Origin of the sequence: Daejeonella sp. (genome assembly GCF_017495225.1) — a bacterium.
Classification (GTDB): Bacteria; Bacteroidota; Bacteroidia; order Sphingobacteriales; family Sphingobacteriaceae; genus Daejeonella.
Genome location: NZ_JAFEIG010000025.1, coordinates 1 through 25,246, shown reverse-complemented (window position 1 = coordinate 25,246; position 25,246 = coordinate 1). Strand labels below are relative to the sequence as shown.

The 25,246-nt window shown below is 33.1% G+C and carries 22 protein-coding genes and 2 tRNA genes; 4 read left to right on the top strand and 20 right to left on the bottom strand.

Going from position 1 to position 25,246, the window contains the following annotated elements; translation table 11 throughout:
- The first annotated feature begins 396 nt into the window (after positions 1 to 396).
- Positions 397 to 470, top strand: a tRNA-Ala gene (locus QZ136_RS10695).
- A 97-nt stretch (positions 471 to 567) separates the two neighbouring features.
- Here the strand turns inward: QZ136_RS10695 and QZ136_RS10690 are convergent.
- The 12 genes from QZ136_RS10690 to QZ136_RS10635 form a co-directional block, all read right to left on the bottom strand.
- Positions 568 to 1,248: a hypothetical protein gene (locus QZ136_RS10690; RefSeq protein WP_291403332.1), complete on the bottom strand. Its 681-nt coding sequence runs from the start codon at positions 1,246 to 1,248 to the stop codon at positions 568 to 570.
- Positions 1,249 to 1,492: 244 nt separating this feature from the next.
- The gene (locus QZ136_RS10685; protein ID WP_291403330.1) at positions 1,493 to 2,800 is read right to left on the bottom strand and encodes an FISUMP domain-containing protein; all 1,308 of its coding nucleotides are present in this window, start codon (positions 2,798 to 2,800) and stop codon (positions 1,493 to 1,495) included.
- Positions 2,801 to 2,839: 39 nt separating this feature from the next.
- Positions 2,840 to 4,153, bottom strand: coding sequence for a LamG-like jellyroll fold domain-containing protein (locus QZ136_RS10680; protein WP_291403328.1), 1,314 nt, complete (start codon positions 4,151 to 4,153; stop codon positions 2,840 to 2,842).
- 59 nt (positions 4,154 to 4,212) lie between these two features.
- Positions 4,213 to 5,580, bottom strand: a complete 1,368-nt coding sequence (locus QZ136_RS10675) for a LamG-like jellyroll fold domain-containing protein (RefSeq protein ID WP_291403326.1) — start codon at positions 5,578 to 5,580, stop codon at positions 4,213 to 4,215.
- Positions 5,581 to 5,836: 256 nt separating this feature from the next.
- Positions 5,837 to 6,457, bottom strand: coding sequence for a hypothetical protein (locus QZ136_RS10670; protein ID WP_291403324.1), 621 nt, complete (start codon positions 6,455 to 6,457; stop codon positions 5,837 to 5,839).
- A 144-nt stretch (positions 6,458 to 6,601) separates the two neighbouring features.
- Entirely contained in the window at positions 6,602 to 9,610 is a 3,009-nt protein-coding gene (locus tag QZ136_RS10665) for a histidine kinase (protein WP_291403321.1), read from the bottom strand.
- Positions 9,588 to 10,343 (bottom strand): LytTR family DNA-binding domain-containing protein, encoded by a 756-nt coding sequence (locus QZ136_RS10660; protein WP_291403319.1) that lies wholly within the window; start codon positions 10,341 to 10,343, stop codon positions 9,588 to 9,590. The genes QZ136_RS10665 and QZ136_RS10660 overlap by 23 nt, the downstream gene beginning before the upstream one ends.
- 416 nt (positions 10,344 to 10,759) lie before the next feature.
- Positions 10,760 to 12,253, bottom strand: a complete 1,494-nt coding sequence (locus tag QZ136_RS10655) for a RagB/SusD family nutrient uptake outer membrane protein (RefSeq protein ID WP_291403317.1) — start codon at positions 12,251 to 12,253, stop codon at positions 10,760 to 10,762.
- A gap of 11 nt (positions 12,254 to 12,264) precedes the next feature.
- Positions 12,265 to 15,546, bottom strand: a complete 3,282-nt coding sequence (locus QZ136_RS10650; RefSeq protein WP_291403315.1) for a TonB-dependent receptor — start codon at positions 15,544 to 15,546, stop codon at positions 12,265 to 12,267.
- A gap of 240 nt (positions 15,547 to 15,786) precedes the next feature.
- Positions 15,787 to 16,887: a FecR family protein gene (locus QZ136_RS10645; protein ID WP_291403312.1), complete on the bottom strand. Its 1,101-nt coding sequence runs from the start codon at positions 16,885 to 16,887 to the stop codon at positions 15,787 to 15,789.
- 78 nt (positions 16,888 to 16,965) lie between these two features.
- Positions 16,966 to 17,574 (bottom strand): sigma-70 family RNA polymerase sigma factor, encoded by a 609-nt coding sequence (locus QZ136_RS10640; protein ID WP_291403310.1) that lies wholly within the window; start codon positions 17,572 to 17,574, stop codon positions 16,966 to 16,968.
- A 271-nt stretch (positions 17,575 to 17,845) separates the two neighbouring features.
- On the bottom strand, positions 17,846 to 18,058 hold the full coding sequence (locus QZ136_RS10635; RefSeq protein WP_291403308.1) for a hypothetical protein: 213 nt from the start codon (positions 18,056 to 18,058) through the stop codon (positions 17,846 to 17,848).
- 137 nt (positions 18,059 to 18,195) lie between these two features.
- Here QZ136_RS10635 and QZ136_RS10630 point away from each other — a divergent pair, with 137 nt between their 5' ends.
- Complete coding sequence (locus QZ136_RS10630) at positions 18,196 to 18,555, top strand: hypothetical protein (protein ID WP_291403307.1); 360 nt, start codon at positions 18,196 to 18,198, stop codon at positions 18,553 to 18,555.
- Positions 18,556 to 18,693: 138 nt separating this feature from the next.
- Here QZ136_RS10630 and QZ136_RS10625 read toward each other — a convergent pair whose 3' ends face one another.
- Positions 18,694 to 19,569, bottom strand: a complete 876-nt coding sequence (locus tag QZ136_RS10625; protein WP_291403305.1) for a hypothetical protein — start codon at positions 19,567 to 19,569, stop codon at positions 18,694 to 18,696.
- Positions 19,570 to 19,932: 363 nt separating this feature from the next.
- On the bottom strand, positions 19,933 to 20,748 hold the full coding sequence (locus QZ136_RS10620) for an SDR family oxidoreductase (protein WP_291403303.1): 816 nt from the start codon (positions 20,746 to 20,748) through the stop codon (positions 19,933 to 19,935).
- A 108-nt stretch (positions 20,749 to 20,856) separates the two neighbouring features.
- Here QZ136_RS10620 and QZ136_RS10615 point away from each other — a divergent pair, with 108 nt between their 5' ends.
- A complete protein-coding gene (locus tag QZ136_RS10615) occupies positions 20,857 to 21,219 on the top strand; it encodes a MerR family transcriptional regulator (RefSeq protein ID WP_291403301.1) in 363 nt (120 codons plus the stop codon).
- A gap of 265 nt (positions 21,220 to 21,484) precedes the next feature.
- Here the strand turns inward: QZ136_RS10615 and QZ136_RS10610 are convergent, their stop codons facing one another.
- The 6 genes from QZ136_RS10610 to QZ136_RS10585 form a co-directional block, all read right to left on the bottom strand.
- Positions 21,485 to 21,964: a GyrI-like domain-containing protein gene (locus QZ136_RS10610; RefSeq protein ID WP_291403299.1), complete on the bottom strand. Its 480-nt coding sequence runs from the start codon at positions 21,962 to 21,964 to the stop codon at positions 21,485 to 21,487.
- A complete protein-coding gene (locus tag QZ136_RS10605; RefSeq protein WP_291403298.1) occupies positions 21,961 to 22,176 on the bottom strand; it encodes a helix-turn-helix transcriptional regulator in 216 nt (71 codons plus the stop codon). The genes QZ136_RS10610 and QZ136_RS10605 overlap by 4 nt, the downstream gene beginning before the upstream one ends.
- A gap of 3 nt (positions 22,177 to 22,179) precedes the next feature.
- Complete coding sequence (locus QZ136_RS10600; RefSeq protein ID WP_291403295.1) at positions 22,180 to 22,743, bottom strand: DUF2975 domain-containing protein; 564 nt, start codon at positions 22,741 to 22,743, stop codon at positions 22,180 to 22,182.
- Between the two features lie 364 nt (positions 22,744 to 23,107).
- Positions 23,108 to 23,530 carry a hypothetical protein gene (locus QZ136_RS10595; RefSeq protein ID WP_291403266.1) on the bottom strand — a complete coding sequence of 141 codons (423 nt, stop codon included), beginning with the start codon at positions 23,528 to 23,530 and terminating at the stop codon, positions 23,108 to 23,110.
- 163 nt (positions 23,531 to 23,693) lie between these two features.
- Positions 23,694 to 23,885 carry a hypothetical protein gene (locus QZ136_RS10590; RefSeq protein ID WP_291403263.1) on the bottom strand — a complete coding sequence of 64 codons (192 nt, stop codon included), beginning with the start codon at positions 23,883 to 23,885 and terminating at the stop codon, positions 23,694 to 23,696.
- A gap of 92 nt (positions 23,886 to 23,977) precedes the next feature.
- Positions 23,978 to 24,051: transfer RNA gene (locus tag QZ136_RS10585), tRNA-Asn, on the bottom strand.
- A 109-nt stretch (positions 24,052 to 24,160) separates the two neighbouring features.
- On the opposite strand from QZ136_RS10585, the gene QZ136_RS10580 reads away from it, so the two are divergent.
- A complete protein-coding gene (locus QZ136_RS10580) occupies positions 24,161 to 25,081 on the top strand; it encodes a PfkB family carbohydrate kinase (RefSeq protein WP_291403261.1) in 921 nt (306 codons plus the stop codon).
- Positions 25,082 to 25,246 lie beyond the last annotated feature (165 nt).

Here is a 25,246-nt window from a genome sequence, read left to right as displayed (position 1 = left end):
TCATTTGGCTAGAGCGCTTCGATAGGCTTGAAAGGGATGATTGGTGAGGAGATAAATTTAAATAAAACGGGATTTAATAAAACGGGGGATTAGCTCATTTGGCTAGAGCGCTTCGATAGGCTTGAAAGGGATGATTGGTGAGGAGATAATTTTTTGATAAAACGGAATTGAGTAAAACGGGGGATTAGCTCATTTAGCTAGAGCGCTTCGATAGGCTTGAAAGGGATGATTGGTGAGGGAATAAATTTTTAATAAAACGGGGGATTAGCTCATTTGGCTAGAGCGCTTCGATAGGCTTGAAAGGGATGAATGGTGAGGAAATAAATTTTAAATAAAACGGGGGATTAGCTCATTTGGCTAAAACTCTTCGATAGGCTTGAAAAGAATTAATAAATTGGGGGATTAGCTCATTTGGCTAGAGCGCTTCGCTGGCAGTGAAGAGGTGATCGGTTCGAATCCGATATTCTCCACAAAATAGGCTCTGAAGTAAATTTGGAGCCTATTTTATTTAAAAAAATACTTCTAAAGTAAATTAAACCTTCTCCAGTTTAACTTTAATCAGAAAAGCTAAAAAACATACCTCCTAAACATCACGTTTAACTGTGCAAAGTGATCTGATTTTCTTGTTAATTTTGTAATCGGTCTTTTGTTATCAAGCCAAGTATTGAAGAAAGCTCCTTCGATTGAAACATCATTTAAAAATCCAACTTTGAATGACAGTGAAGCCCTTACAGGGATATATGGACTTCGCTCTGTGAGATTAATCTCATAATACTTCCCATTAAAATATAGCTTTTCTGTTCGGTTGGTAAGTAGATATCCAAGTCCTAAGCCTAAATTTAAATCGACAGGGAATCTTTTTTTGAGATTATAGCTAGGCATTACATTAAGGCTCGGCGTAATATCCAATGCCAAACTATAACCATCAAACATCGGATCTAAAACATCCTCACCGTCTACATTACCAATAAATTCCTTTGCTGAAAATTGTTGGAAACTAAGGTTACTTTTGACACTTACATGATTCCCATATCGCTTGCCGAGGCCTAAAGTAAGTACTGGTACCTTCTGATTGACAATGTTTTCAAGTTCAACAGTGGGTCTTGGAGCAGAAAAGAATGTTCCTGCTCCTAGTCCGACTTGATAAAAAATGATACCAGGGTTTCTGGTTGTAGAGAAACCCTGGCTTTGGGTGTTTTTTGAAAAACAAAAAAATATAACAACTAGAAAAATGAAGATTCTTTTCATTGTAAAACGATTAAAAACTACTTAAAGCTCTAACATCTTCAGTATCAATATATCCAGACTTAATTTGAAGAGTTTTAACTTCACTTAAAAGCGGATCATTTTGACTTTTAATTTCTAAGATTAAATCAAATAGTTGCGAGTTAGATTGATCACAACTGTTGAATAGGGTGAATAAAGAAATTAAAATAACCGTTAATATTTTCTTTATAAGATAATTATATTATTAAATTTTATTTGAGTTTTTTTAATTCTTAATACATCTGATGCACAAACCATTAGTCTTACTTCTAGTACTTCTATAAAGTTTTGGATCAGTTGAATTAATTGTCCTATAATAAGCTAAGGAACCTGAAACTGCCCAAAAAACAGCATCACTGCCTATGCCATTAAAAAAACCTTCATTATTTCTAAGTCCACCTGGCAATGCTGAAAATCCAAATTCATTTGTAGCGTTTGAATTAGGAAAATTCCATTCATCAGTTCCTGTTTTCTTTAATTTATCTCCTGGATTTTGTCCAATAAAACTTTCAAGTATAGTCCAATCCTGATCCGTTGATACACGCCATCCAGTAGGGCAAACATTACGACTATCGCTAACTACATACCAATTATAGAGTTTACCGTAAACTTTATTTACACCTTCATCATTATTGTAGTAACTGTAGGCTGGTGTAGTCCTAAAAGTATTTGTATTTGTTGGACTCCATTGAAACCATTCCCAAACAAATCTATCTACAACATTAGGGATTAAATCACCATTCGAGAATTTAGCAGTTTTAAGATTTTCTGCCATCCATATTTGATTACCAATTTTCACAGTTTTATATACATTACCATCAATATCTGTTAAACTACCAATTGGCGCAACATTACTGCCACTATTGTTAATTAAAGATTCAAGTTGCTTTACTAACTCAGCATTACTAGTCTTTAGCAGTTCAATCTGCTTCAAAACATCACCAATTACTACACCTTGATCTCCTAACTGACTAGTTAACTGAGCAATTTTTGTAAGATTTTCTGCTAATTGCGTTTGAATAGAACTAATTTGAGTCTTAAGCGCATCTAGTAGCTGCTTATTTTGAACCACTCCAGATAAAATTGTAACATATCTTGAATCTAATTGACTTATTTGAGTTTTCATTTTCTCAATTTCAGCGAGAATCTGACTCAGCTTTTGCAATTCCTCTAATTGTTTAAATATTCCTTGATATTGAGTCTGCAAACCTGCCAACTGGTTTTTAATCAGCTGAACATCTGCATCTTGAGTCTTTAATTGCTGATTTAATGCATCTATTTGTGACAGAATTGTTGACAATTGACCTTGCAACTCAGTTACTTTTACAAGAAGCTCTTCTTGCTTTGCTGCACTTGCTCTTAACTCAGAAATCAGTAAATCAGATTTGAGTTGTAGGGTTTTAACTTCATTTAAAAGTTGGTCATTTTGGCTTTTTATCTCTAGAACTAAATCAAAGAGTTGCGAGTTTGATTGTTCACAGCTATTGAGTAGGGTGAAGGAGCAAATTACAAGTAGAGTTAATATTTTCTTCATTTTTTAAATATAACTTATGATGATATTTTATTAATTCTGTTATTTATTATATAACTGTATGTTCGTGCTATACATTCCATATGGCTGTATCATCGTTCCAATTGGGTTTGAGCTTTTAAACCAAAATTCGATAGTCATGTTTGATTCTGGTGGATTAATATTACAATCACCTCTGCCAGTAACCCCATCAAAATAGATAGCATTACCACTAATACCTTTCAAGAATTTATAATTTCCAAATAAGTTCCCAGCAGTACTACCACTTACTGAATTCGTGAAGGTTTTACTATTTATTGGGTCATCAAAGTGCCAAAGACCTACGGTATTGTTGTCTAAAGTTTGCCTTGGATTTTGATCAATACCGATTGATTTAGCATAATAATCTTGAATTTCCTTTTGCGTTCTTACAACTTTAGAAACCCTTATTTCATCAAGTAATCCATTATAAAACCCTGTAAAACTTGTATAAAATGATGCACCTAAATATAATTTACTGTAGCTGTAATTAACATTATCTCTATAAGAATCAACTTTCTTTATGCCATCAACATAGATTTCTGTCCTTCTATCACTATGAAACACTACCGATATATAATGCCATTTAGTTGTGTCTGAAACAGATGCTTTTTCACCGTCAAGATAATTGACAGCCAGATTCATTTCATATAAATTATTTCCAGCAAGTAACTTTTCCATTTGAGTTTTTAACTCATCCATTTTACCTTTGAGTATAGTAATTTGGCTTAAAATATCTTTAACATCCACATTTTGTTTACTTAAAAGAGAAGTTAATAGACTTATTCTATTTAGGTTTTCTGTTATTTCCGCTTGAACAGATGTAATTTGAGTCTTTAAAGCATCTAATTGTTGTTTATTCTGTGCTAAACCAGTTAAAATTGTAATGTATCTTGAATCTAATTGACTTATCTGAGTTTTCATTTTCTCAATTTCAGCGAGAATCTGACTCAGCTTTTGCAATTCCTCTAATTGTTTAAATATTCCTTGATATTGAGTCTGCAAACCTGCCAACTGGTTTTTAATCAACTGAACATCTGCATCTTGAGTCTTTAATTGCTTATTTAATGCGTCAATTTGTGACAATATTGTTGACAATTGACCTTGCAATTCAGTTACTTTTAGAAGAAGCTCTTCTTGCTTTGCTGCACTAAGTCTTAGCTCAGCAATAAGTAAATCAGATTTAATTTGAAGAGTTTTAACTTCATTTAAAAGCTGATCATTTTGGCTTTTTATCTCTACAATCAAATCGTATAGCTGAGAATTTGATTGATCGCAGCTATTGAATAGTGTGAATGAGAAGATTACTAGAAGAGTGATTAGTTTTTTTATTTTCATAGTAATAAAGTGTAGAATTATTGCTTTATGAATAAATATTTTTTTTTATAAAATCTGTTTTAGAAACCCTGACCAGTAAAAATCTTGGATACCTCGTCCGCACTTAATACCCTATTCCAAATACCTATATCATCAATTTTACCTTTGTACCAAACTCCTCCTTCGTATTCTCCACCTATCTGCAACAGTAAATTATTCATGAATGATCCTTCTTGACCTGTCCATTTATCCATAGCGATAAGTTTTCCATCCACATAAATTTTTCCGCCCCATTGGTCAGCAACAAAAACATAGTGATACCATTTTTGAGCACTAATATTTGTTTGAAGAAATGGTTCTTCACCGTAGTACCCAATGATTCTATTAGCAATATTTCTTAGATACCATGGGAACGTTCCAAAACCATTATTTATAATCTGTGAACCATTGGAAACATTACTGCAATCACAAATTCCTAGCATAAATCCGTTCCAACTTGCAGGCGCATATTTTTTAATCAAAGGGACTGTCGACCCTAAAGTTGAAACATTATACCACAGACTTATAGTCATAGGGTAAGGATTCAAATTTTGTGAATTTTGAATAGTTATCGATTGATTCGTATCAAAGGAATATGCACTATTCGATTTATTAGAACGATCTGTTGTCAATACAGCATTAGAGACAATACCGTTTAATTTATTCCCACTCTCATCATTCGCATTTCCATTAAAAGGCCACCATCCTAAAAGTCCGTTAGTAGGAACGGGACTTTTCCCTATCAACAAACTTTTCATTAGCTTAATTAACTCTGCATTATCTGCTTTTAGTAAGTCTATTTGCTTAAGAATGTTACCTATAACTAAACCCTGATCTCCTAACTGACTCGTAAACTGAGCTATCTTGGTAAGATTTTCTGCTAATTGCGTTTGAACAGATGTAATTTGAGTCTTTAAAGCATCTAATTGTTGTTTATTCTGTGCTAAACCAGTTAAAATTGTAATGTATCTTGAATCTAATTGACTTATCTGAGTTTTCATTTTCTCAATTTCAGCGAGAATCTGACTCAGCTTTTGCAATTCCTCTAATTGTTTAAATATTCCTTGATATTGAGTCTGCAAACCTGCCAACTGGTTTTTAATCAGCTGAACATCTGCATCTTGAGTCTTTAATTGCTGATTTAATGCATCTATTTGTGACAGTATTGTTGACAATTGACCTTGCAAGTCAGTTACTTTTGCAAGAAGCTCTTCTTGCTTAGCTGCACTTGCTCTTAACTCAGAAATTAACAAATCAGATTTAATTTGAAGAGATTTAACCTCACTCAAAAGTTCATCATTCTGACTTTTAATCTCTAGTATTAGATCAAAAAGTTGGGAATTTGATTGGTCACAACTATTGAATAGCAATAATGTAAGGACCATTAACAGCCTTAAAGTGTTTTTCATAATTTAGATAGGTAGTAAATTATTTTATTGATTACAATATTAATTGTAAATAACCAATTAGAAATAATGAATTAGTTAACGTAGTACTTAAGTGAGTTTTCGCTTGGGGAGTTTTATTAAAATAGAGATTAATAAAACAACTAAGTATTCATATTATATTTTACATAAAACAAAAAATCTGAACAGTATATGCTCAGATTTTTTGTTTATCAAATTCAATAAAATGAATCCAATTTCAATTAAGCAACTGTAATATTTAATTATCAGTCTTAATTGTAGCTCCCATAACTTTGGCCTTCAATGTAGTTTTTTGACCCCAAAGACCTTTCTTAATGTCAATGTCGTACTTAGGATTTAAAAACACATCAACATTTGGATTTTGCTCAATTAAATCGTTGTTAAGTTTCCATGCCGCTCTACTCAATGAACTAGACCATAATTGATTATTAATTGCACCAGCAACTGGTAATCCTATTAGTGTAGAAACACCTAAAGACAAATTATGGCTTTGTCCATTGTAAAATTTATCGTCTCTGTAATTTTTAAAACCTGAAATTTCTTGAATAACTATACCTGTACCAAAACTAACCGCCGCCATTGTAAAAATCGGAAAGAATCTTTTAGCCCCAACTAAATTAATGCCATTAAAACGAACCACTAATCCTTGTTTCTTGTTTAGGTTCTTATCTGTAGGGATACCAAAAAGCGCGTTGCTTTTTACATCCAATTCTGCTAATCTTTTAATACTGTGCTCTTTGGCATCACGTGTAAGACTAATATCACTATATGCTCCATTTGAAACACTAAGTTGTGATCGACAGCTAGCAAAAGAGATTGCAAAAAATGCAATCAAAAGTAAAATCTTGATTTTTTTCATTTTAAATAATTTATGTTTTTTATAGATTCCGCAATACTACACCTAAAAAATCACACAAAAACAATGAATTAGTTAACGTACTTAATTAATGAGTTAAAGCGTTTTCCACGAAGGAGAAAAACGAATAGAAATGGTAAAATACACTTACAACCCAACCCTCACCACCACCCTCGTCCCCTGCCCAGCAACAGAAGAAAATTCAACAGCAAATTTGGAGTCTGACTGCAATAATGAGATTCGCTCCTTCACCAGTTCAATGCCTTTAGATTGATATAGTTTTTGAGTTTTCTCAGCATCCATGCCTTTCCCATTATCTGTTATGGTGCAGAGTAAATAATTGGCTTCCCGACTAAAATCAATGATCAATTCAGGATTTATGGATTTAGAATTAAAGGCATGTACAAATACATTTTCTATAAAAGGCTGAATCAGCATCGGCGGAATTTCGATTTTTAATGGATCAATAGACTTATCAAGCTTAACTCTGATCTTAATTCCATTATTAAACCGCAAATTTTCTAAGGCTGTATATGATTTTAAATACTTAAGCTCATCCTCCAAGCTGATTCTTAACCTGGACGAATTATTTAATGTATGTCGTATCAATTTAGAGAACTCCCCCATGTACTGAAGTGCCTCCTCTGTGTTTTTTCCCAAAATGAAATTCTGTATCGAATTCATAGCATTGAAGATAAAATGAGGGTTCATCTGACTCTGTAAAGCCTCCATTTTAGTCTCGCTCAAACGCTTTTGCACCTCCCCCTTTTCTTGCTCTTGTTTTTTCACAAATGCAATTCGCTGTTTAACAGTAAGATACAAAATAACAAAGATAGTTAGTGCACTAACTATTATAAACCACCATGTTTTCCAAAAAGGTGGGAGTATCCTTATTGCTAATAAATTAATTAGAGTAATTTTACCGCTATTTAGATCCTTTATTCTTACTTCCAAGTCAAATTTACCGGCAGGCAAATAGGTTAAATTAATGGTCTTTGAGTCAGACCAATTGCTCCAAATAGCATTTTTCATCCCATTTAACTTATAACTATAAACTAGCTTGGAGGGATAAGCGATTTGATAAGGTTCAAAATCAATGGATAAAGTATTTTCTGAGTAAGCTAATTCCAATTGATTCGAACTAAATTGAAACCATTTAAAATTATTACTCGAGATAGGAGCAAAATTAACCTCAATATTAGAAACCTTTAATTGGGGACTTAAAGGCTCGGGGTTTAAAAATTTTTCTAAATCCAATTTAAAATAGCCATCCAATGTTCCTATATTCAAGATATTGCCATCTAAATAAGCTGTTTTTATAATTTTATTACTCAGGCCTTGTTCTTCATCTATCAATCTAATTTGACCGTTCTTATAAAGAATTACGCCCTTTTCATTCCCAATAATTATATAATCTTTATATGATTTTATAAAAGAGATGGATCTACCCATTAAGTTTTTGGCCGGAATTTTTTCTAAGACTTTGAACTTTTTAAATACATCCAGTATAAAAACATCACCTTGCGCATTGGCCACCAAGAGATTGTTCTTAGAGTTTAAGGTGCCACAAACTAATTCCTTCTCATTCCAAATAGCATTATCGAAATAAGAAAAGAATTTCCCACTTTGATAATTTATCAATCCTTGAGAAGATGTCAATAGCAAAGTCCTGTCAAAATATTTTATAAATTGAACCACGTCACTAATAGTCTCTACCCTATTCTTGCCCCAGAATTCGGAAGATTTATATTTATTAAAAGAATCTATGATATGCAATCGCCCAAAAGACTGCTGAAAAAGCAATCGATTTTCTTCGTTTAAATAATATTCATTTGTAGGTATTGGGGATGAGGATATTATCTCTCCATCCTTTGTGATATTTATTAAGCCAAAGCTTGTTGTAAGCCAAATTTGAGAATTAAATATTTTTAAATCTTTAAATTCAAATTGTTCGAATGGAATATCCTTATAAAATTCATTCCAAACCGAAGTCCATGATGGTTTTTGTGCGGACAAGAATTCGAATACTTGTCGCCTACTAATTTCCTTTACGATTTTATCATTTCTAAGAAAAAGCAAATCATCCGTACCTAATACCAATTTAATATCACCCAATTTGGAAATCTCTACAATTTCCAATTTATCCTTTGTAAAATATGAGGGATTAAAATGTGTTAATTGACTTTTTAAATCAATAGTGTACAAACCTTTATCTAAAGTTCCAACATAAAGCAAATCCAGTTGAGGGTCATACTCTAGGCTCCATGCATTAAAACTTTGGACTCCAAAATCAGCGCTTTTGGGTATAAAACCTTTTGAACTAAGCTGATAAATTCCCCCACTGGCTATATTTACCCCATTCCCGGCAGCTAAAATCACACCTCTTTTATCTTTCACATAATCCCAGTAAATGGAACTAGTTGAAAATCTTTTAATCACATTGTTTTTATAATCTCTGATTGAGAATTGATTAAAACGACTCTCCTTAACCTCAAGGTGGCTGATATAGGATTTAGAATCTACAGAGTATAAAGAAAAAACATGTGGAATTTCATGGTTTTCGAGCTTCATTTTCTTTGTTTTCAAGTCGATACTCCACTCTCCATCATCAAAAGTCACCAAATGAACTTTACCCATTTTAACATAAAAATTCATCACTTGAAAAAGGTTTTTTACTCCTTTAATCTTGTCACTAAACACAATTTTATGAGTGGCAATATCCAAAACAGAAAAACCATATTGTGTTCCAACGTACAAATAGTTTTCATGTATAAATAAGGTCCTAATTTTATCATTTACCAGTCCTTGGGCGGTATTAATAATTTTAAACTTCTTCCCATCGTAAAATGTGAGTCCGCCGCCATAACTCCCAAACCACAAATTATTATCTCTATCCTCAACAATTGCCCAGCAACTATTATGCGCTAATCCGTCTGTAGCATAAAAATTCTGAATACTATTATTTTTTATAGCTGAAAGTCCGTTAGCAGTACCAAGCCATAAAACACCTCTACTATCCTTTAAAATAGAATAAACGCTATTGTTAGGAAGACCATCAACAGTAGTTAAATTGGTGGACGGAAATTGTTGAGCGTATAAAACTTCAACAAAAAAGAGAAAAATAAGGCATAGTCTATTTTTCTTTGAGGATAGCATTAATCAAGTTTTCTTTTTGCCTAATGGATACAGGCAAGGTTTCTCCAGTAGCCAATTGAACCATTAATTCATTGGTTTTATGAACTCGGTTTACATAATTCATATTCACTAAATAAGACTTATGAATACGTTGAAAAACATTAGAAGGCAACATTTCTTCCACATGTTTTAATGTTTTAGAGAGTATGATTTTTTTACCGCCAAGAAGTACAATTTTGCAATAATTACTATCTGCCTCGCAGTATAAAATTGAATTAACTTTAATAAGTTCAAAGCCATTTTCTGTGGGGAAGGCAATTTTCCTATAATCCGATTCACCTGCCTCCAAATTTTCAACTAATAGCGCAAATTTATCGAACAATGAAGCTTTGTGGACTTTATTCTCATATTTTTTAACCGCTTCTGACAAATCCGGGAAGTTGATTGGTTTCAACAGATAATCTAAAGTCCCCTGTTTGATCGCATCTATCCCAAATTCAGAATGAGCAGTTGTGAAAATAACTTCAAAATTAACTTTCTTTAATTCTTTGAAAAGTTGGAAGCCATTTTTATCAGGCATTTGAATGTCTAGAAAAACTAAATCTGGTTGACACTGTTCAATAGCCTTGATAGCATCATCCACACTTTCGCATTTCGCTAAGACTGAAAACTTATTCGGGAAATATGTAGTCAACATTTTATCCAGAAATTCTCTGGAATTGTATTCGTCATCGACTAATATTGTTTTTATCATAGTCCAAAAATAAATTATTTTTGAAATGCAAGATTATGAATGAGTTAACGTACGTAATATATGATTTATCGTTGAATGAAATAATTTTATTTACAGGTCGTCTTTATTGATTTTTTGTACCTAATAAGGGTATTTTAGTTCAACCGCGCCGTCATTTCGAACACTCGACTGTAGGCGTGTTATTATTACAATTGTGATGAGTGGAGAAATCTCATCCGGGCACCTCATAACGTCAATGAATTTGCAGAAGGCAAAGTTCGTGTTTCATAGCCTAAGATTTCTCCATGCCAGACGACTAAATTTAACTAAGAACGATTTGTTTGGCATGTTCGAAATGACGCGGCGGTATAATAATTTAAAAAATATAAAAAAGGAGTAAGGTAAACCTCACTCCTTTTTTATTCATTTAGAATATTTTATTTAGTATAACCGTCATTTTGTTTCAAATTCGGGTTATTATCTATTTGAGCTTTAGGTAAAGGATACAAAACTTGATGTGGTTTTGCTTGTATTCCTCTATCTATGGCTTGCTGAATAAATTTATTGTGTCTTATTAGATCTTCTCTTCTTTTACCCTCGCTGAAAAACTCTTTTCCACGTTCATCAAGAATAAAATCTCTCAAACTTTCCTTAGAAATAAAAGTTCCTAAATTTACTGGATTAACTTTAGCTCTATTACGAATTCTATTGATAAGATCAATTGACTCTTGGTTTGGTCCATTTAGCTCGTTTAATGCTTCAGCTCTTGAAAGGATAATATCAGCAAGTCGGATGTATGGAATATCATTACCATGACGATCTCCAATACCTCCAGGATCTGGAAGAAATTTAAAGCTACGAACGTTGTCTAAAGCCTTTCCAGAAGCATCACGAGAAAGTTTAGTTACTGTTGTTGCACCTATTTGAGTGTATTCATCAATAAATAATTTTCTTCTTAGATCAACTAAATCAAATTTTTCATAAAAAGCGGTAAATGTTCTAAACTGGGCGCCAAAATTGGTCCATGTTGAAAGAATTGGATATGAAGGAGGAAAAGCATGAGCCATGTAGAGGTTTGACTGCGGACTTGTTGGGCCAGGCAAACATTCAAATCTTAGGATATACTCTTTGTTATTTTCACCTTCAATTGCAAATAATTTAGTGTAATCAGTGTAAAGGGCATAGTCAAGCTTAAGCACTTCAGCAGCCGCATCAGCAGCCTTTTGCCATTCACGATTACTCAAATGAAATTTACTTAATAAAGCCCAAGAACTTCCCAAATTTGCTCTACTAGAAACAGCGCTAGGTTTTAAGTTTTTTGCGGCAAATGTTAAATCGGCCTCAACATAAGCTCTATACTGAGCTTCAGTTGCCTTAGGAGTCTGTTTTCCTATTCTTTCAATTTCATCTAATGAGCTACCGCTTGGAATTTCAATAATTGGTGTAGGACCAAACAAATCATGTAAAACATAATATGAAAATCCGCGAATGAACCTCGCTTCAGCATTAATTTGAGTGATTGTTGCTTCATTTACTCCCTTCAACGATTGAGCAACTAATAATACATTATTTGCTCTTGCTATTGCTTGATAGTATTTATTGTATTGAGTATCAAAAAATCCAACATTTGAATCCCAATTAAATTGCATTATTGGAATTACCAATCTTTCTAATCCACCACCAGTTTCCCATGCAATGTCAGTAGGAAATTCGCTCAATATACTAGCGTAATCTCTGTGAGCTACATCGGTAATAGCCATAGAAGAATAAGCACCAGTTAGAAGCGCGTCTACTCCTGCCTTATCTTGCAGAAATTTATTTGGATCATACTCGCTGTAAACCTCCTCCTCTAAAAAGTCGCTACAACCGGGACTAATTATCAATACGGAAAAAGCAATAATTGTTAAACTAAACTTTATAAAATTTTTCATAATTCCTATAATTAAAAATTAACTTCTAAACCTAATCTAAATGTCTTTGCTAAAGGATAACTGTTATAGTTTACTTTAGAAACACCATTTCCGGTTGCACTAGCATCTGGATCAAATCCTTCGTATTTAGTTAATGTTACTAAATTCTCGGCTGCGCCATAAATTCTTAGCGACTTAATTTTTTGCTTAGGACCTAATGGCAAGTCATATCCAAGAGTAACGTTTTTAAGTCGCACGAATGATGCATCAACTACAGTAAGTGAGTTGATTGCTCTTGAGCCACCATATACACTTGAATTTACTCCTGAAGGTAAGGTGTTAGAAGGATTTTGTGTAGTCCATCTATCGTTAAAATACCTGCTAATTGAATTTCTAACTGTATTTGTAGGATACAAAGATTCCGTTACATTGGCATCTAATGTTTGAATACCCTGCACACCATTGATTTGGAAATTCAAAGCGAACTTCTTGTAAGAAATTTGATTTGTAATACCAAAAGTATAATCCGGGAATGGATCACCTAGGATAACTCTATCGGCATCAGTGATTACTCCATCACCATTTTGATCAACAAATTTTGGCATACCGGCAGCATATCCTGTAACGCTTGGAATTGGCTTAAGGGCTTCTCCCGTCTGGAAAATACCATTAATTTCATAACCATAGAAAGATTGCAATGCATGACCTCTTCTAACAATTGTGTAATTATTGATAAAGGTTCCAATACTACCCGTAATAATTTCCTGTGTAAAATCAGGGAGTTTTGTTACTTCATTCTTTAAAAATGAAAGGTTGAAAAGTGTCTTCCATTTTAATTCACGCCCCTGTATATTATTTGAAACGAATTGGAAATCAACTCCACGATTCACAACAGAACCGATATTAGTACGAACTGATGTAAAACCAACAACTGAAGGAAGCGGTTTAATGAATAATTGATCATCTGTTATTCGATTAAAGTAATCTACCGATCCTGAGAAACGATTTCCAGCAAAACTGAAATCAATACCAACATTTGTTTCACTTGTAGTTTCCCATCTTAATTCTGAGTTTGGCAATCTTGCTGGAACAACGCCCTGACTAACACTACCTCCGAAAATTGAATTACCTCCAAAAATTAGAGTTTGGATAGTTTCGAAGTTATTGATACCCTGATTTCCTAGCTTACCATAACCAGCTCTAATTTTTAAACTAGAAAGCCAGTTCACCTTACTTAAAAATGCCTCATTACCAATATTCCAACCTACTGACACAGCTGGAAAAAATGCGTATTTACTGCCTTCTGCAAATCTTGAAGATCCGTCTTCTCTAAATGAAAGGGTCAATAAATATTTGTCGTTGAACGAGTAATTCAATCTACCTAAAATACCGTGTAATTGGTTTCTAATTTTAGAACTCGATACATTATCGCTCAACTCTCCATTTCCACTTTGCAATAAATTTGTACCTACCACATCCGATAAAAATCCGGCCGAACTACTTCCCACACCACGCTGTGTAAACTGTTCGAAAGTAGTACCCGCCAAAATGGAAACATTGTGCTTTTCATTAAATGTTTTATCAAATCTTAATAAGTACTCCGACAATTGATGTGAGTAATCTGAAGATACGATAGAACCAATACCGCCATTTGCTCTACCATTAATGGTTAAACGATTATTATAGATATCATTTCTTGAACTAACACTCTCGCCTCCAAGCCTAGCAGTTGCAGTAAAATATTTCAAGAACTTATAATCAGCAGCAACAGTTCCGTACACCTGAGAAGATAAGGTTGAATTATTAATCCCATTAATTAGTGCCATTGGATTATCCAAAGCAATAGTCGGGTTTAAATCATATCGATTCTGACTATTCAATCTTGGTGATATACTCGGATCATATTGAATTGCAGAGTTCAACGGCCCTGCACTTTCATTTGCAGCATTCGAGTTTAAAATTTCATTAAGATTAGATCTTGTGAAATTAATATTAGTGCTTATAGTTAAATTTTTGATTGGTTTTGTCTGAGCATTAATTCTACCGTTAATTTTTCTATTCCCTGAGGTATTTACGATACCATCTTGATCGAAATAGTTTAAACCAACATAATAATTGCCTTGTTCATTACCATTTGAAATACTTAATTGATGGTTTAGAATAGGGGCAGTTCTAAAAATCTCATTTTGCCAATTTGTTCCGGCGCCAATATCCTTAATCTGCTGCTCGGTAAAAACAGTAGTCCCCTGTCTTAAATTTACCAATCTATAATAATCAGCTGCATTAAGAACATCTAATTGCTTGGCAGTATTTTGCATTCCATAGTAGGTATTGTATCTAATAGACGACTTACCTGACTGACCTTTTTTAGTACTAATTAAAACAACACCATTAGCAGCTCTAGTACCATAAATAGTTGATGCTGATGCATCTTTTAATACTTCAATAGATTCGATATCATCGGGACTTAAAGCTGAGGGATCAACACCTGGCAATCCATCCACAACAAATAGAACGTTATTAGAGCTATTGATTGAGCCGGCACCTCTAATTTGAACTTTTAAGGCTGCTCCAGGAGCCGAACTGCTTGTACTAACATTTACTCCGGCAGCCACTCCACTTAGTAATTGTGCAGCAGAACTATTTGTGCCTTGCGACATATCTGCTTCTTTTAAACTAACAACAGAACCTGTTAAATCGCTCTTTTTAGATACACCATATCCCACAACAACAATTTCATCCAATGCCTTATCAGTTGGATTTAGCTTAACGTTAAGATTGATTTGATTACCTACAGCTATTTCTTGAGTCTGGTAACCAATAAAACTAAATACCAAAACAGCTTTATTGTCAGGTACAGAAATAGTGAAATTACCATTAATATCTGTTCTGCTAGAACGAGTAGTCCCTTTAATACCGATACCTACGCCCGGCATTTTATCTCCATTTTCATCTGAAACTGTACCGCTAATCACGATATCAGCAGCCTGATTTTGATATAGATTTAATGCTTGGGATTGCTCTGCACTGCTCAAATCACTAGAATCCTCATTTTTTCTAAGTATAATTCTATTGCTAACATGAATATAACTAACTTTTAAAGGCTTCAATAGTTTATTTAATAAGCTTGAAAGAGCCTCATTTTTTGAATTTACATTCACTTTTTGGTTGACTTTCAGGGCCCTTGAATTGTATGAAAATTTAACTTGTACAGATTTTTCAAGCTCCGTTAAGGCATTTTCTAAAGTGACATTATTAAGAACTAATGTAACTTTAGAATCAAGAACACCTTGACCACTTGCTGGCTTTGCCATTGTTATACTTGTTAGAACAAGAATAAGGGCCATTTGTAACAATGATATTTTCACGACATGGGATAATAACCGTTGATTAATAAGATTTTTTTTCATATTTTTTTGTTATATTAATACTATTAGAATTGCATTTTTAATTATTTAGCAGCTAATAAGGGGTTAAAAATTTAAAATCGTCAATATTGCAAAAGCAATTTTGACTCTAGTTTTAGTTTTGTTTATCCATAGGCATACATGAAGTTAATCGCATCCATTTGAAATAATTATTATGTTATTTCCATTCATCTCATAGCGGGTATTATAACCTAAACTCTCGCAAATGATTTTTAATTTCTCTGGCAAAGGCATATCACTTAGTGAGGTAGTTAAATAGCAATCCTCTAATTTTCCTGCAGGAAAATCGATAGTTACTAAATATGCTTGCTCCAGTGTTTTGAAAATCTGATGAACAGGAATATCCTTGAATTCAAAGCTTAATTTTTCGATAGTATTGGTAGAAGCGAAAAGAGATTTATCTTGAGTTATATCCAATATTTTTTCAAAAAATTGTTCTTTACGCACAAATCTTGCCGCTTGGTTTTGAAGAAGAAATACTTCCTTAGCGGATGCGTTTTTTGAGTCTCTGTTTGAACTAACTTTTACCTTTCCTGTGCGTACCAATACATCTACATTGGGTTGTTTGGGATAAGCTATAATCCTAAAGCTGGTTCCATAAACCTTAGTAATAACTTCATTTGAATACACATAAAATGGCTTATTGAGGTCCTTACTAATTTCAAAAAAACCTTCTCCTGAAAGAAAAACCTTCCTTTCGCGACCATTAAAAGTTTTAGGGTAGCTAATTTTACTTTTGGGTTGCAAGAGAATTGAGCTTGCATCCGACAGTGTAATCAATTGAGGATTATCTGTATTATTAACTTGTTCGATTAATCCATTTGACTCGTTTTCAACTAAATCTTGATAGGTAATAGTATTTTTTAATAAAGTTGAATCATCAAGAGTGAAATACGCAAAGGAGGCAATAGCAAATATCAAAACAGCAGCAGCCGTGCGAATCCAAATATATCTTGATGTATTTTTTAATGTCTTTTCATTTGATAGTTTTATTTTTTCCCATGTTTTTTGAAGTGCCAATTGAGTTTCCTTATTAGAAACAGGAATCTCTTTGACATTCATGGCCAATATCCAAAGACGAGCCTCCTCAACCAATTTAGCTCTTTCAATATTTTCTAGGGTCCACTCCTCCCATTGGGCAGAGTCGTCCTCGAATTTTACCCAGCGCTGAAAAGAAGGATCAAATAAAAAATCTTCTAGCTTTTTATAGGAATTGCGTTTTTGCATTTATCTATGATTTCAAAACTATAGAGGACAAGTTTTGAAATTGGTACTCAATAAAATCTATTTATTTATTTTATTAAACTAAACAGTAGATAAAACACTCAAAATTGTGATTAAAACTGTTAGGGGGAATTCCTTACGAAGTTGCAATATAGCCCTATGTAGCAGATTTTTTGTGGATTGATAATTAATATTTAAAACTTCCGAAACTTGATCTACAGTTAATCCTTGATGATATCGTAAATACAATGCTTCACTTTGACGGGCGGGTAATGAATTTATCAACTGATTGATTTTCTTTACTGATTTAACCATGGTCTCATCAGCTATAAGTCGATCTTCAATCGAATATTCATATAAAAAATCAATGGAATCGATATTTATTGTGTTAGAAAATATATGATTACGCTCATGAAGTCGCACAATACGCTTTCGTACACTTGATAGTAAATATGCTTTAACAACACGAGCTTCATTAAGAGTATTACGGTAATTCCAAATATCTACGAAAACATCCTGAATACAATCTTTTACTATTTCACTTTCTGTGTTTAAGGTTTTACCATAGTTAACAAGTAAACCATAATATTTTTCAAATAATAATGAAAAGGCCTCTTCGTCACCAGCTTTTAACTGGCTCCATAGGAGGCAATCATCCAAGTTTTCATTTTTAATTTTTAGTCTATTCAAGTCCTAAAAGTGAAATTTGCATTACAATTAAAAAACAATTTATACTTAATCAGGCGTAAGATAATTAATTTTTTAAAATAGCAAATTTTTTAATCAAAAAAGGCTATCAGGCAGAACAAATGTCATTTGGGGAAATAAAAGACATTTAAAGAATAATAAAAGCAAATACTAATTAATAAAGTGCAATTAACCCTTCAGAATGAAATAGCTTGGAAAATGAATAATGAAATATTATTTACAGATAGCTATTTTTAAAGTAAGGCTTCAAAATTTAATCAAAAGCAGCAAATTCAATACTCGAAGGTAAATAAGCTCTCCCATTACATTCACATGCCCGCAAAGTGTTGATACGTATCCGATTATGATGAATTGTGCTAGGCTGATGCTGTTGAAGTGAAAGCCCATTATGGATTTGTACTTCTTGCGATTCATTGCAACCGGCGAACAGTATTAAGGCTAAAATTAGTAAACAAAGCTTTTTCATGATTTGGTATCTCGAATTATAGTAAAATAATTTGGCGCAAAATTTACATCAATATAATACAAAAATGATGCATATTTTATATCAAAGCAACACATTTTGTTGTTTTAATAGCTATTAATGTTGCTGTAATTTGTAACATGCTGATAAACAGAGGTGAAGTATTAGAAAAAGTGTTCAAGACAAGTGGGTTTTCATTAACTGAACTATCAAAGAGAGTAGATTACGACCGGACTACCGTTTACAGGCATTTTGCTAAACCGGATTTAGACTTTTCTATCTTAATTAGATACGGTAAAGCATTAAACCATGATTTTACGATTGAATTTCCTGAATTAGAGAGTTACTTCAGTCACACAGAAGAACCTATCCACGCCTATACTCCTCAAACCTTAGCAGAGGCACTTAAAGAAAGGGATCATTGGAAAGACAAGTATATTAAGCTTCTTGAGAAGCATAATGCACTGATTTTGAAGTCTTATAACATTGATGAGGAATAGTTTTTTAGATCTAAATGCCACATCTGGTCGATGAACTTCTCTAGTTGGTTGAATATCTCAAATGTCATTGCGCGCGCAGCAAAGCAATTGCTTCGTCGTGCCTCCTAGCAATGACAATGTGCTATTTTAAAAAATCCACTAATTTGAGTCTTTCGATTTCCTAAGACTATAGAGGTAAAAAGTTAAGATTGAAAAAAGGAATCCAATTAAAATAATGATATAATTCATTGGTTTATGGATGGTTAAAGACATCCTAATTAAAATAGTAGTGATGATAAAACTTGCATTTCTAAAAATAGTGAAAAATGAAAAGTGATACATGAATGAAATAATTAGCAGCAAAACATCCACAAAAATCATTATTGAAAAGAAATCGGCATAAAAAACCGTATTAGGATTAGGGTAATTTTCATTAACGCTTAATGCATGAATCATATCCATTCCCCAAGTAAATAAACTACTCACACTCAATAGGAGAAGAATCAAAATCATGCCTAAAGAAACCATTTTTTTAATATTGATAAAATTATTGAGCTCTGTTGATCCTCCAGCTTTGCGGTTTTTTTGATAAATTCTATAATAAAGTATGGTCAAACCCAGCATGATTAAAGCTGCACACAAATCATAAAGTAGATAAATATATTCAGGGTTATTAATATCATCAGAAGCCTTCAAATCGAAATCAGCAATATCATGAAAAAAGCTCCTCAAGGTAATTAGGGTAATGACCTCAAATTGCTTTCCTATAAATTCAGAAATCGACTTCGGTAAAATGATAACCAAGAGAAAAACTTCATAGAATAGAATAAAACTAAATGGGGTATAAATAGCCTTTAAATAACTATGCTCGAAATTTTTGAAATATTCGAAGTTATTGCCCAAAAAAATTACAAATAAATGGATTATAAAGGCAAAAATGGCTACGCGCAGAATAAAAAGCTCGACTTTACGAACGTTTTCGGGACTAAAATATGAATCGAAATAAATACCAGATAGCTGCAATAAATGTTTCATTGTGATTTTGCTTTTTTGTTAAAATTAAACATCTATGAGAAAACTTCGAAGCTAAACATTCAAGGTTCTCTCTAAAATTCAAACAAGGCCTTAGTTAGCCAATGGCACATTATTTTTAGGCTTATAGCATAAAGTCATTGACAATCAGGCATTTGTTGTTTTACAGGTATAACATAAATGTAATCAATAAAAACAATATCAACCTAAGCTTTTCCAGAATTGGGAAAAAGAGATGAAAAATATGAGCCTACCTAAATAAAAAATACCATCATTCCTGATGGTATTTTAGGCCTAAGCAATTTTTGAAAATTTGATTATGCTCATAATTAAATGGGGTATTCAACTGAGCTTATTAATGGGGAATTATAAATTATAACTCTTTCTAACCATTAAAAAATACAATTTATCGGAAAGGAGTTTTCTTAATTTTAATAACAGCGGACCAGGCTTACCTACAGCATATCTCATTTGATTCGTATTATCGCTTGCCGCCTTATAAATCATCTTTGCAACAACATCGGGACCTTCAGCATCCTTCATCACTTTTGCGGCCGCATCATTGAACTTTTCAATGAAATTATCGTAAATATTCATGTCGGCAGGCTTTATAAATTGACGACTTCTGCCATAAAAATCAGTAACAATGGGACCAGGCTCAATCAGCTTCATTTTAATATTAAATTGCGCCAACTCATAATGTAAAGACTCGGTAAATCCTTCTACAGCAAATTTTGTAGCATGGTAAATACTATATAAAGGGAAAGTGATCTTACCTCCCATGCTTGAAATTTGAATAATGGTGCCACCTCCTGCAGGTCTCATCAATTTAATTGCTTCCCTTGTTACGCGCATCAATCCGAACACATTGGTATTGAATTGTTTTTCAATCACTTCATCAGACATCACTTCAAAGACGCCATCTACACCATATCCAGCATTATTTACAATTACATCAATCTTACCATAATCTTGATGTACTTTGGATAATGTTTGTGTGATACTATCCAAATTGGTCACATCAAGGGCATAAAGTTTCACGTTAGCAAGTGAATTAAAATCAGATTCTTTTTCAGGATTTCTTTGAGTTGCTATTACATTCCATCCCATTTTAGCAAATTCAAAAACAGTGGATTTTCCAATTCCACTCGATGTTCCAGTAATTAATATAGTCTTCTTCATATTCTCATTTTTTAAATTCCGACAAACTTATGAGCTTAAATCCAAACCTACAACATTAGAGTATAGTCTATACTTGATATTTATTTTTCAACAAGCTATATTTGCTTCATGTTGATCAACGAACTTTCTAAAATGACAGGAATATCTGTCCACACCATTCGCTTTTACGAGAAATCGGGTTTAATTGAAGGCAGGCGGGATGAGACGGTAAAATCCAATAATTATTTTCATTATGATGAGGAGACTGCTGAGAAATTAGAATTTATTACTGATGCTAAGTCGGTAGGTTTTACCATTAGAGAGATTGGTCAAATAATTGATGCCTGGTACAATAATAAATTTAGCAAGGAGGAAAAATTAGAACTTTTAGAGCAGAAGCTTATTTCTTTAGATCAAAAATTGAAGGAGATAAAGGATATGAAAAAACAGATTTCGCAGTTTAAGGAAGATGTATTGAATGAAAGGTGTTGAGATTTCTGCTGGTGGGGTGACAATACCGACTAGAGGAGAATAAATAAATTTGAATAGGCAATGGAAAGGGGTTAAATGGTTGAACTTACTGCAATTTTACAAGAAGGATTTTATTACATCTCTGAAAATCAAGAAGAGAAAAACAAGGACACCCACGATGACTTCATTTCGGTAATTAACAAAGAATTGAATTAGCTTATCCATAAAAAAGGTTATAATATAAAATTATAAACTTTTTTAGTTTAAAAGATTTATTTTGAATGCTTTATTTGGCTTTTATAGGTATCCAAATTTCTTCCTCTGATGATGGGTCATTGTTTTTATATTTTTCACCTAAAACTTCAAAATGAGCCCTATCGTCTAATATATAATTTGAATTAGGCAGCCATATATTAAAAATATTTTGATAAAAACTAGAAATCCCAGTGCTTAAACCCTTATAAATAAAAACAGCATAAAGTCCGCCTGGCAAAATATAAGTTTCCATTTCATTGGGCACATTGTCAAAGATTTCCACTTCCACTGTTGCCCACCTTTCAAATTCGTTAGTAGGTTTGAAATCTACAAAATGAGTTGATGAGTAAACAACTAAAGATATTAATTCGTCTGACAATTTATTTTGTATTTCATTTCTTCTAGGCATAAAACTTGCCCAAAGTTCACCAATTCTATAATCGGCATAACACATGATCATTTGTTTTCCAACTAATTTCTTTTCGTTTATCAATTCAATTCTTGATATCATCTTTCACTAATATCTTTGAATTCTAAAATGTCGGCAGGCTGACAATCTAATGCATTGCAAATTGCTTCTAGCGTGCTAAACCTAATTGCTTTTGCCTTTCCTGTTTTAAGTATTGATAAATTAGATAGAGTCAATCCAACTTTTTCCGAAAGTTCATTTAATGACATTTTACGCCTTGCCATCATTACATCTAAATTCACAATTATGGGCATAGCTTATACTGTTAAGTCGTTTTCTTTTTGTATTTCCACTCCACGCCTAAATACTTGTGCGATGGCAAAAATCAATGCACTCAACAGGAAGTATTCAAATGCGCCAGAGAGATAGGATTGCACACCTTCTGGTGCAAATCCACGCTTAAGCAACCAGCTCACAAAAGATTTCGTGATCAAAAGAAACAAGCCAATTTCAAGCGTAATGTAACTGAGGGTGCTGATCAGTTTGGCGATTTCCTTACTGAAGGGATGAATGAGGTCTATCTTAAAAAAAATCCGAATCATTGTATAAAACAGCTGTGCTTTCAAAATAGATATGGATAGAATAAGGGCGACGAGCCCCACATAGAACCAGCTATTCTGCGTGAGAAGGGAATATAAATTTATACCTTCGTAAAGATCTAGAGCTACGCCAGGCTTCACAAAACTGTAGAAGAATGTAAAAAGCAAGGCGCCTGCCTCAATACACAATCCGATAAAAATAGACCAGATAATGATGGTGATGAGCATTAAGGTGGGTTGTTGAGTCCACTTTTCTTTCCAAGTACTGGTGATTTGTCTCATATTTAGTTGATTTTTTTTCAAATATCAATAATTATATATTGATAAACAATAAAAATTGAAAAAAAATGAGACCGATATGCTCTTTGAGAGCCTTTCGGAGTTCTATAAAAGGTAACTGGAATGACCAAAAGGAAGATCATGCTTGCATCTTTTCATTAAAAGCCCATATTGAGAATGGAAAGGATGCTATACCATAAGTCGCTGATTTACAAAGAAAAAGCCATCATTGCTGATGGCTTTTCTAATTTTGGTCCACTTACAAACGAAAGGTGCAACTATATTAAGATGATTGGGTATTTGATAATTAGGAAATTAAGGCCTTTACCTCCTGTTATTTTAATGAAAGTTATTGGGAAAAGTATAGTTAACAATTCCAGTTTGCGTTTTCTTTTTCAATTTGTTGTTGTAAAAATTCTTGGCCAAATGTAAGTTTCTTAGCCAATATACTATTGGGTTCAATCACTCTCCAGAAAGGTGTGATTTCCTCTAAACGTTTTCCTTGTTGCAAAATTTCATAGTTTGCTTCTGCCAAAATTCGCAAAAATATTCCTGTCGTTACGGGACAAGTGTAATCAGCATTATGCTCTATAGCAAGGTCTTTCCGTAATGTTTTTATGTCAATACGCTTTCCAACACCAATTCCCTTTATATACTCATCAATGATTTTTGGTGTTGCAATAAACATAACACTCCCTGATGGAATATCAGCAAAGTCAATATCAATTCGTTTAATTTTTGACTCTTTATTTTCATTCAATTTATCAAGCCAACTTTTCTTTCTTTGCATATTAATCAATTGAATTTCCAAAATACAAAAAACTGAAAAATTAAAAAAAGATGCAAAAGCCTAAGTCAGTGTTAGAGAAAGAAAAAGACATAATGGACTTCATTTTTATTCAGAGCCAGTAAAAATTCTTGAAAATCTGGATTGAAAATATTTCCCATGACTATTATTTTCGCATTGAAAAAGCAGCTTTGTCCATTTTAGGAGGATAACCTAAAGCATAATTATAGGAAACACTATTTAAATAAGCGAAAACCTTTGCAATTTCTACCTTACTCATTCCTAAATAATGTACAACCTCTTCCTTCTGTTCAAAAAGATTACTTGAAGTACTATATGTCCTATCTAACTTTGGCATAGTCAAATATACTAGGAAATTTTAAAGCTGGGAACTTAGAAAGTATAAAACTCTATATAACAAAAAACCCCACCTTTTATGGTGGGGTTTTGCTCCCAAGCCTGGGCTCGAACCAGGGACCCTCTGATTAACAGTCAGATGCTCTAACCAGCTGAGCTACTTAGGAATTTCTGGTTTCGAAATCATCCTGTGATTTCGTCCCTTTCGGGAGTGCAATATTCGGGATTTTAAATTATTTATGCAATATTTGTGTGAAATTTTTTTTAAAATAATTTATGAGTCTAGTAATTATTGGTTCTGTTGCCTTTGATGCAATCGAAACACCTTTCGGAAAAACCGACAAAATAGTGGGCGGAGCAGCCACATACGCAAGTTTAGCAGCTTCTTACTTCTACAAAAAAGTTAAAATCGTTGGAGTAGTTGGTGAAGATTTTCATCAAGAAGATATCCAAAATTTTAATAATCACGGAATAAATACCGAAGGTTTACAAATCAAAAAAGGCGAAAAATCATTTTTTTGGTCAGGAAAATATCATAACGACATGAATAGTCGCGATACTTTAATCACCGAACTGAATGTACTTGGCGATTTTGACCCTATTATTCCTGAGAGCTACCAGGACTGCGAATTTCTGATGTTGGGTAATCTTACCCCGCAAGTACAGCAGACGGTCATAGATCGCATGAAAAAGCGCCCTAAGCTAATTGTTCTTGATACTATGAACTTCTGGATGGACATTGCTCTTGATGATCTTCTCTCAGTTATCAAAAATATAGATGTTTTAACCATCAATGATGCTGAAGCTAGACAATTGTCTGGCGAATATTCTTTAGTGAAAGCAGCCAAAAAAATCATGGCTATGGGACCAAAATATCTAATCATTAAAAAAGGAGAACATGGTGCTCTATTATTTAATGAAGATTTAATATTCTCTGCCCCTGCCCTACCTTTAGCGGATGTTTTTGATCCAACAGGTGCTGGCGATACTTTTGCAGGTGGATTTATTGGCTATTTAGCACAAGTTGACACCATCAATTTCAATAATATGAAAAATGCCATCATCTTCGGATCTGCATTAGCCTCTTTCTGCGTTGAAAAATTCGGAACAGAACGCCTTATCAACCTAAAACAAGACGAAATCAAAGCAAGAGTAGAGCAGTTTGTGAAATTAAGTAGCTTTACGATTGAAAAGTAAGGTTTGGTAAGTAATTTAAAAAGCGTCTTGAGTTATTAAGGCGCTTTTTTTGTTAATCAATACTAGTTGGGAAAAAGGAATAAGGAACAAGGAGTAAGGACAAAAAAACTGACTAAACTAAAAAATCTTGTCAACTCATTTCTAAATACTATGTACTAAATACTA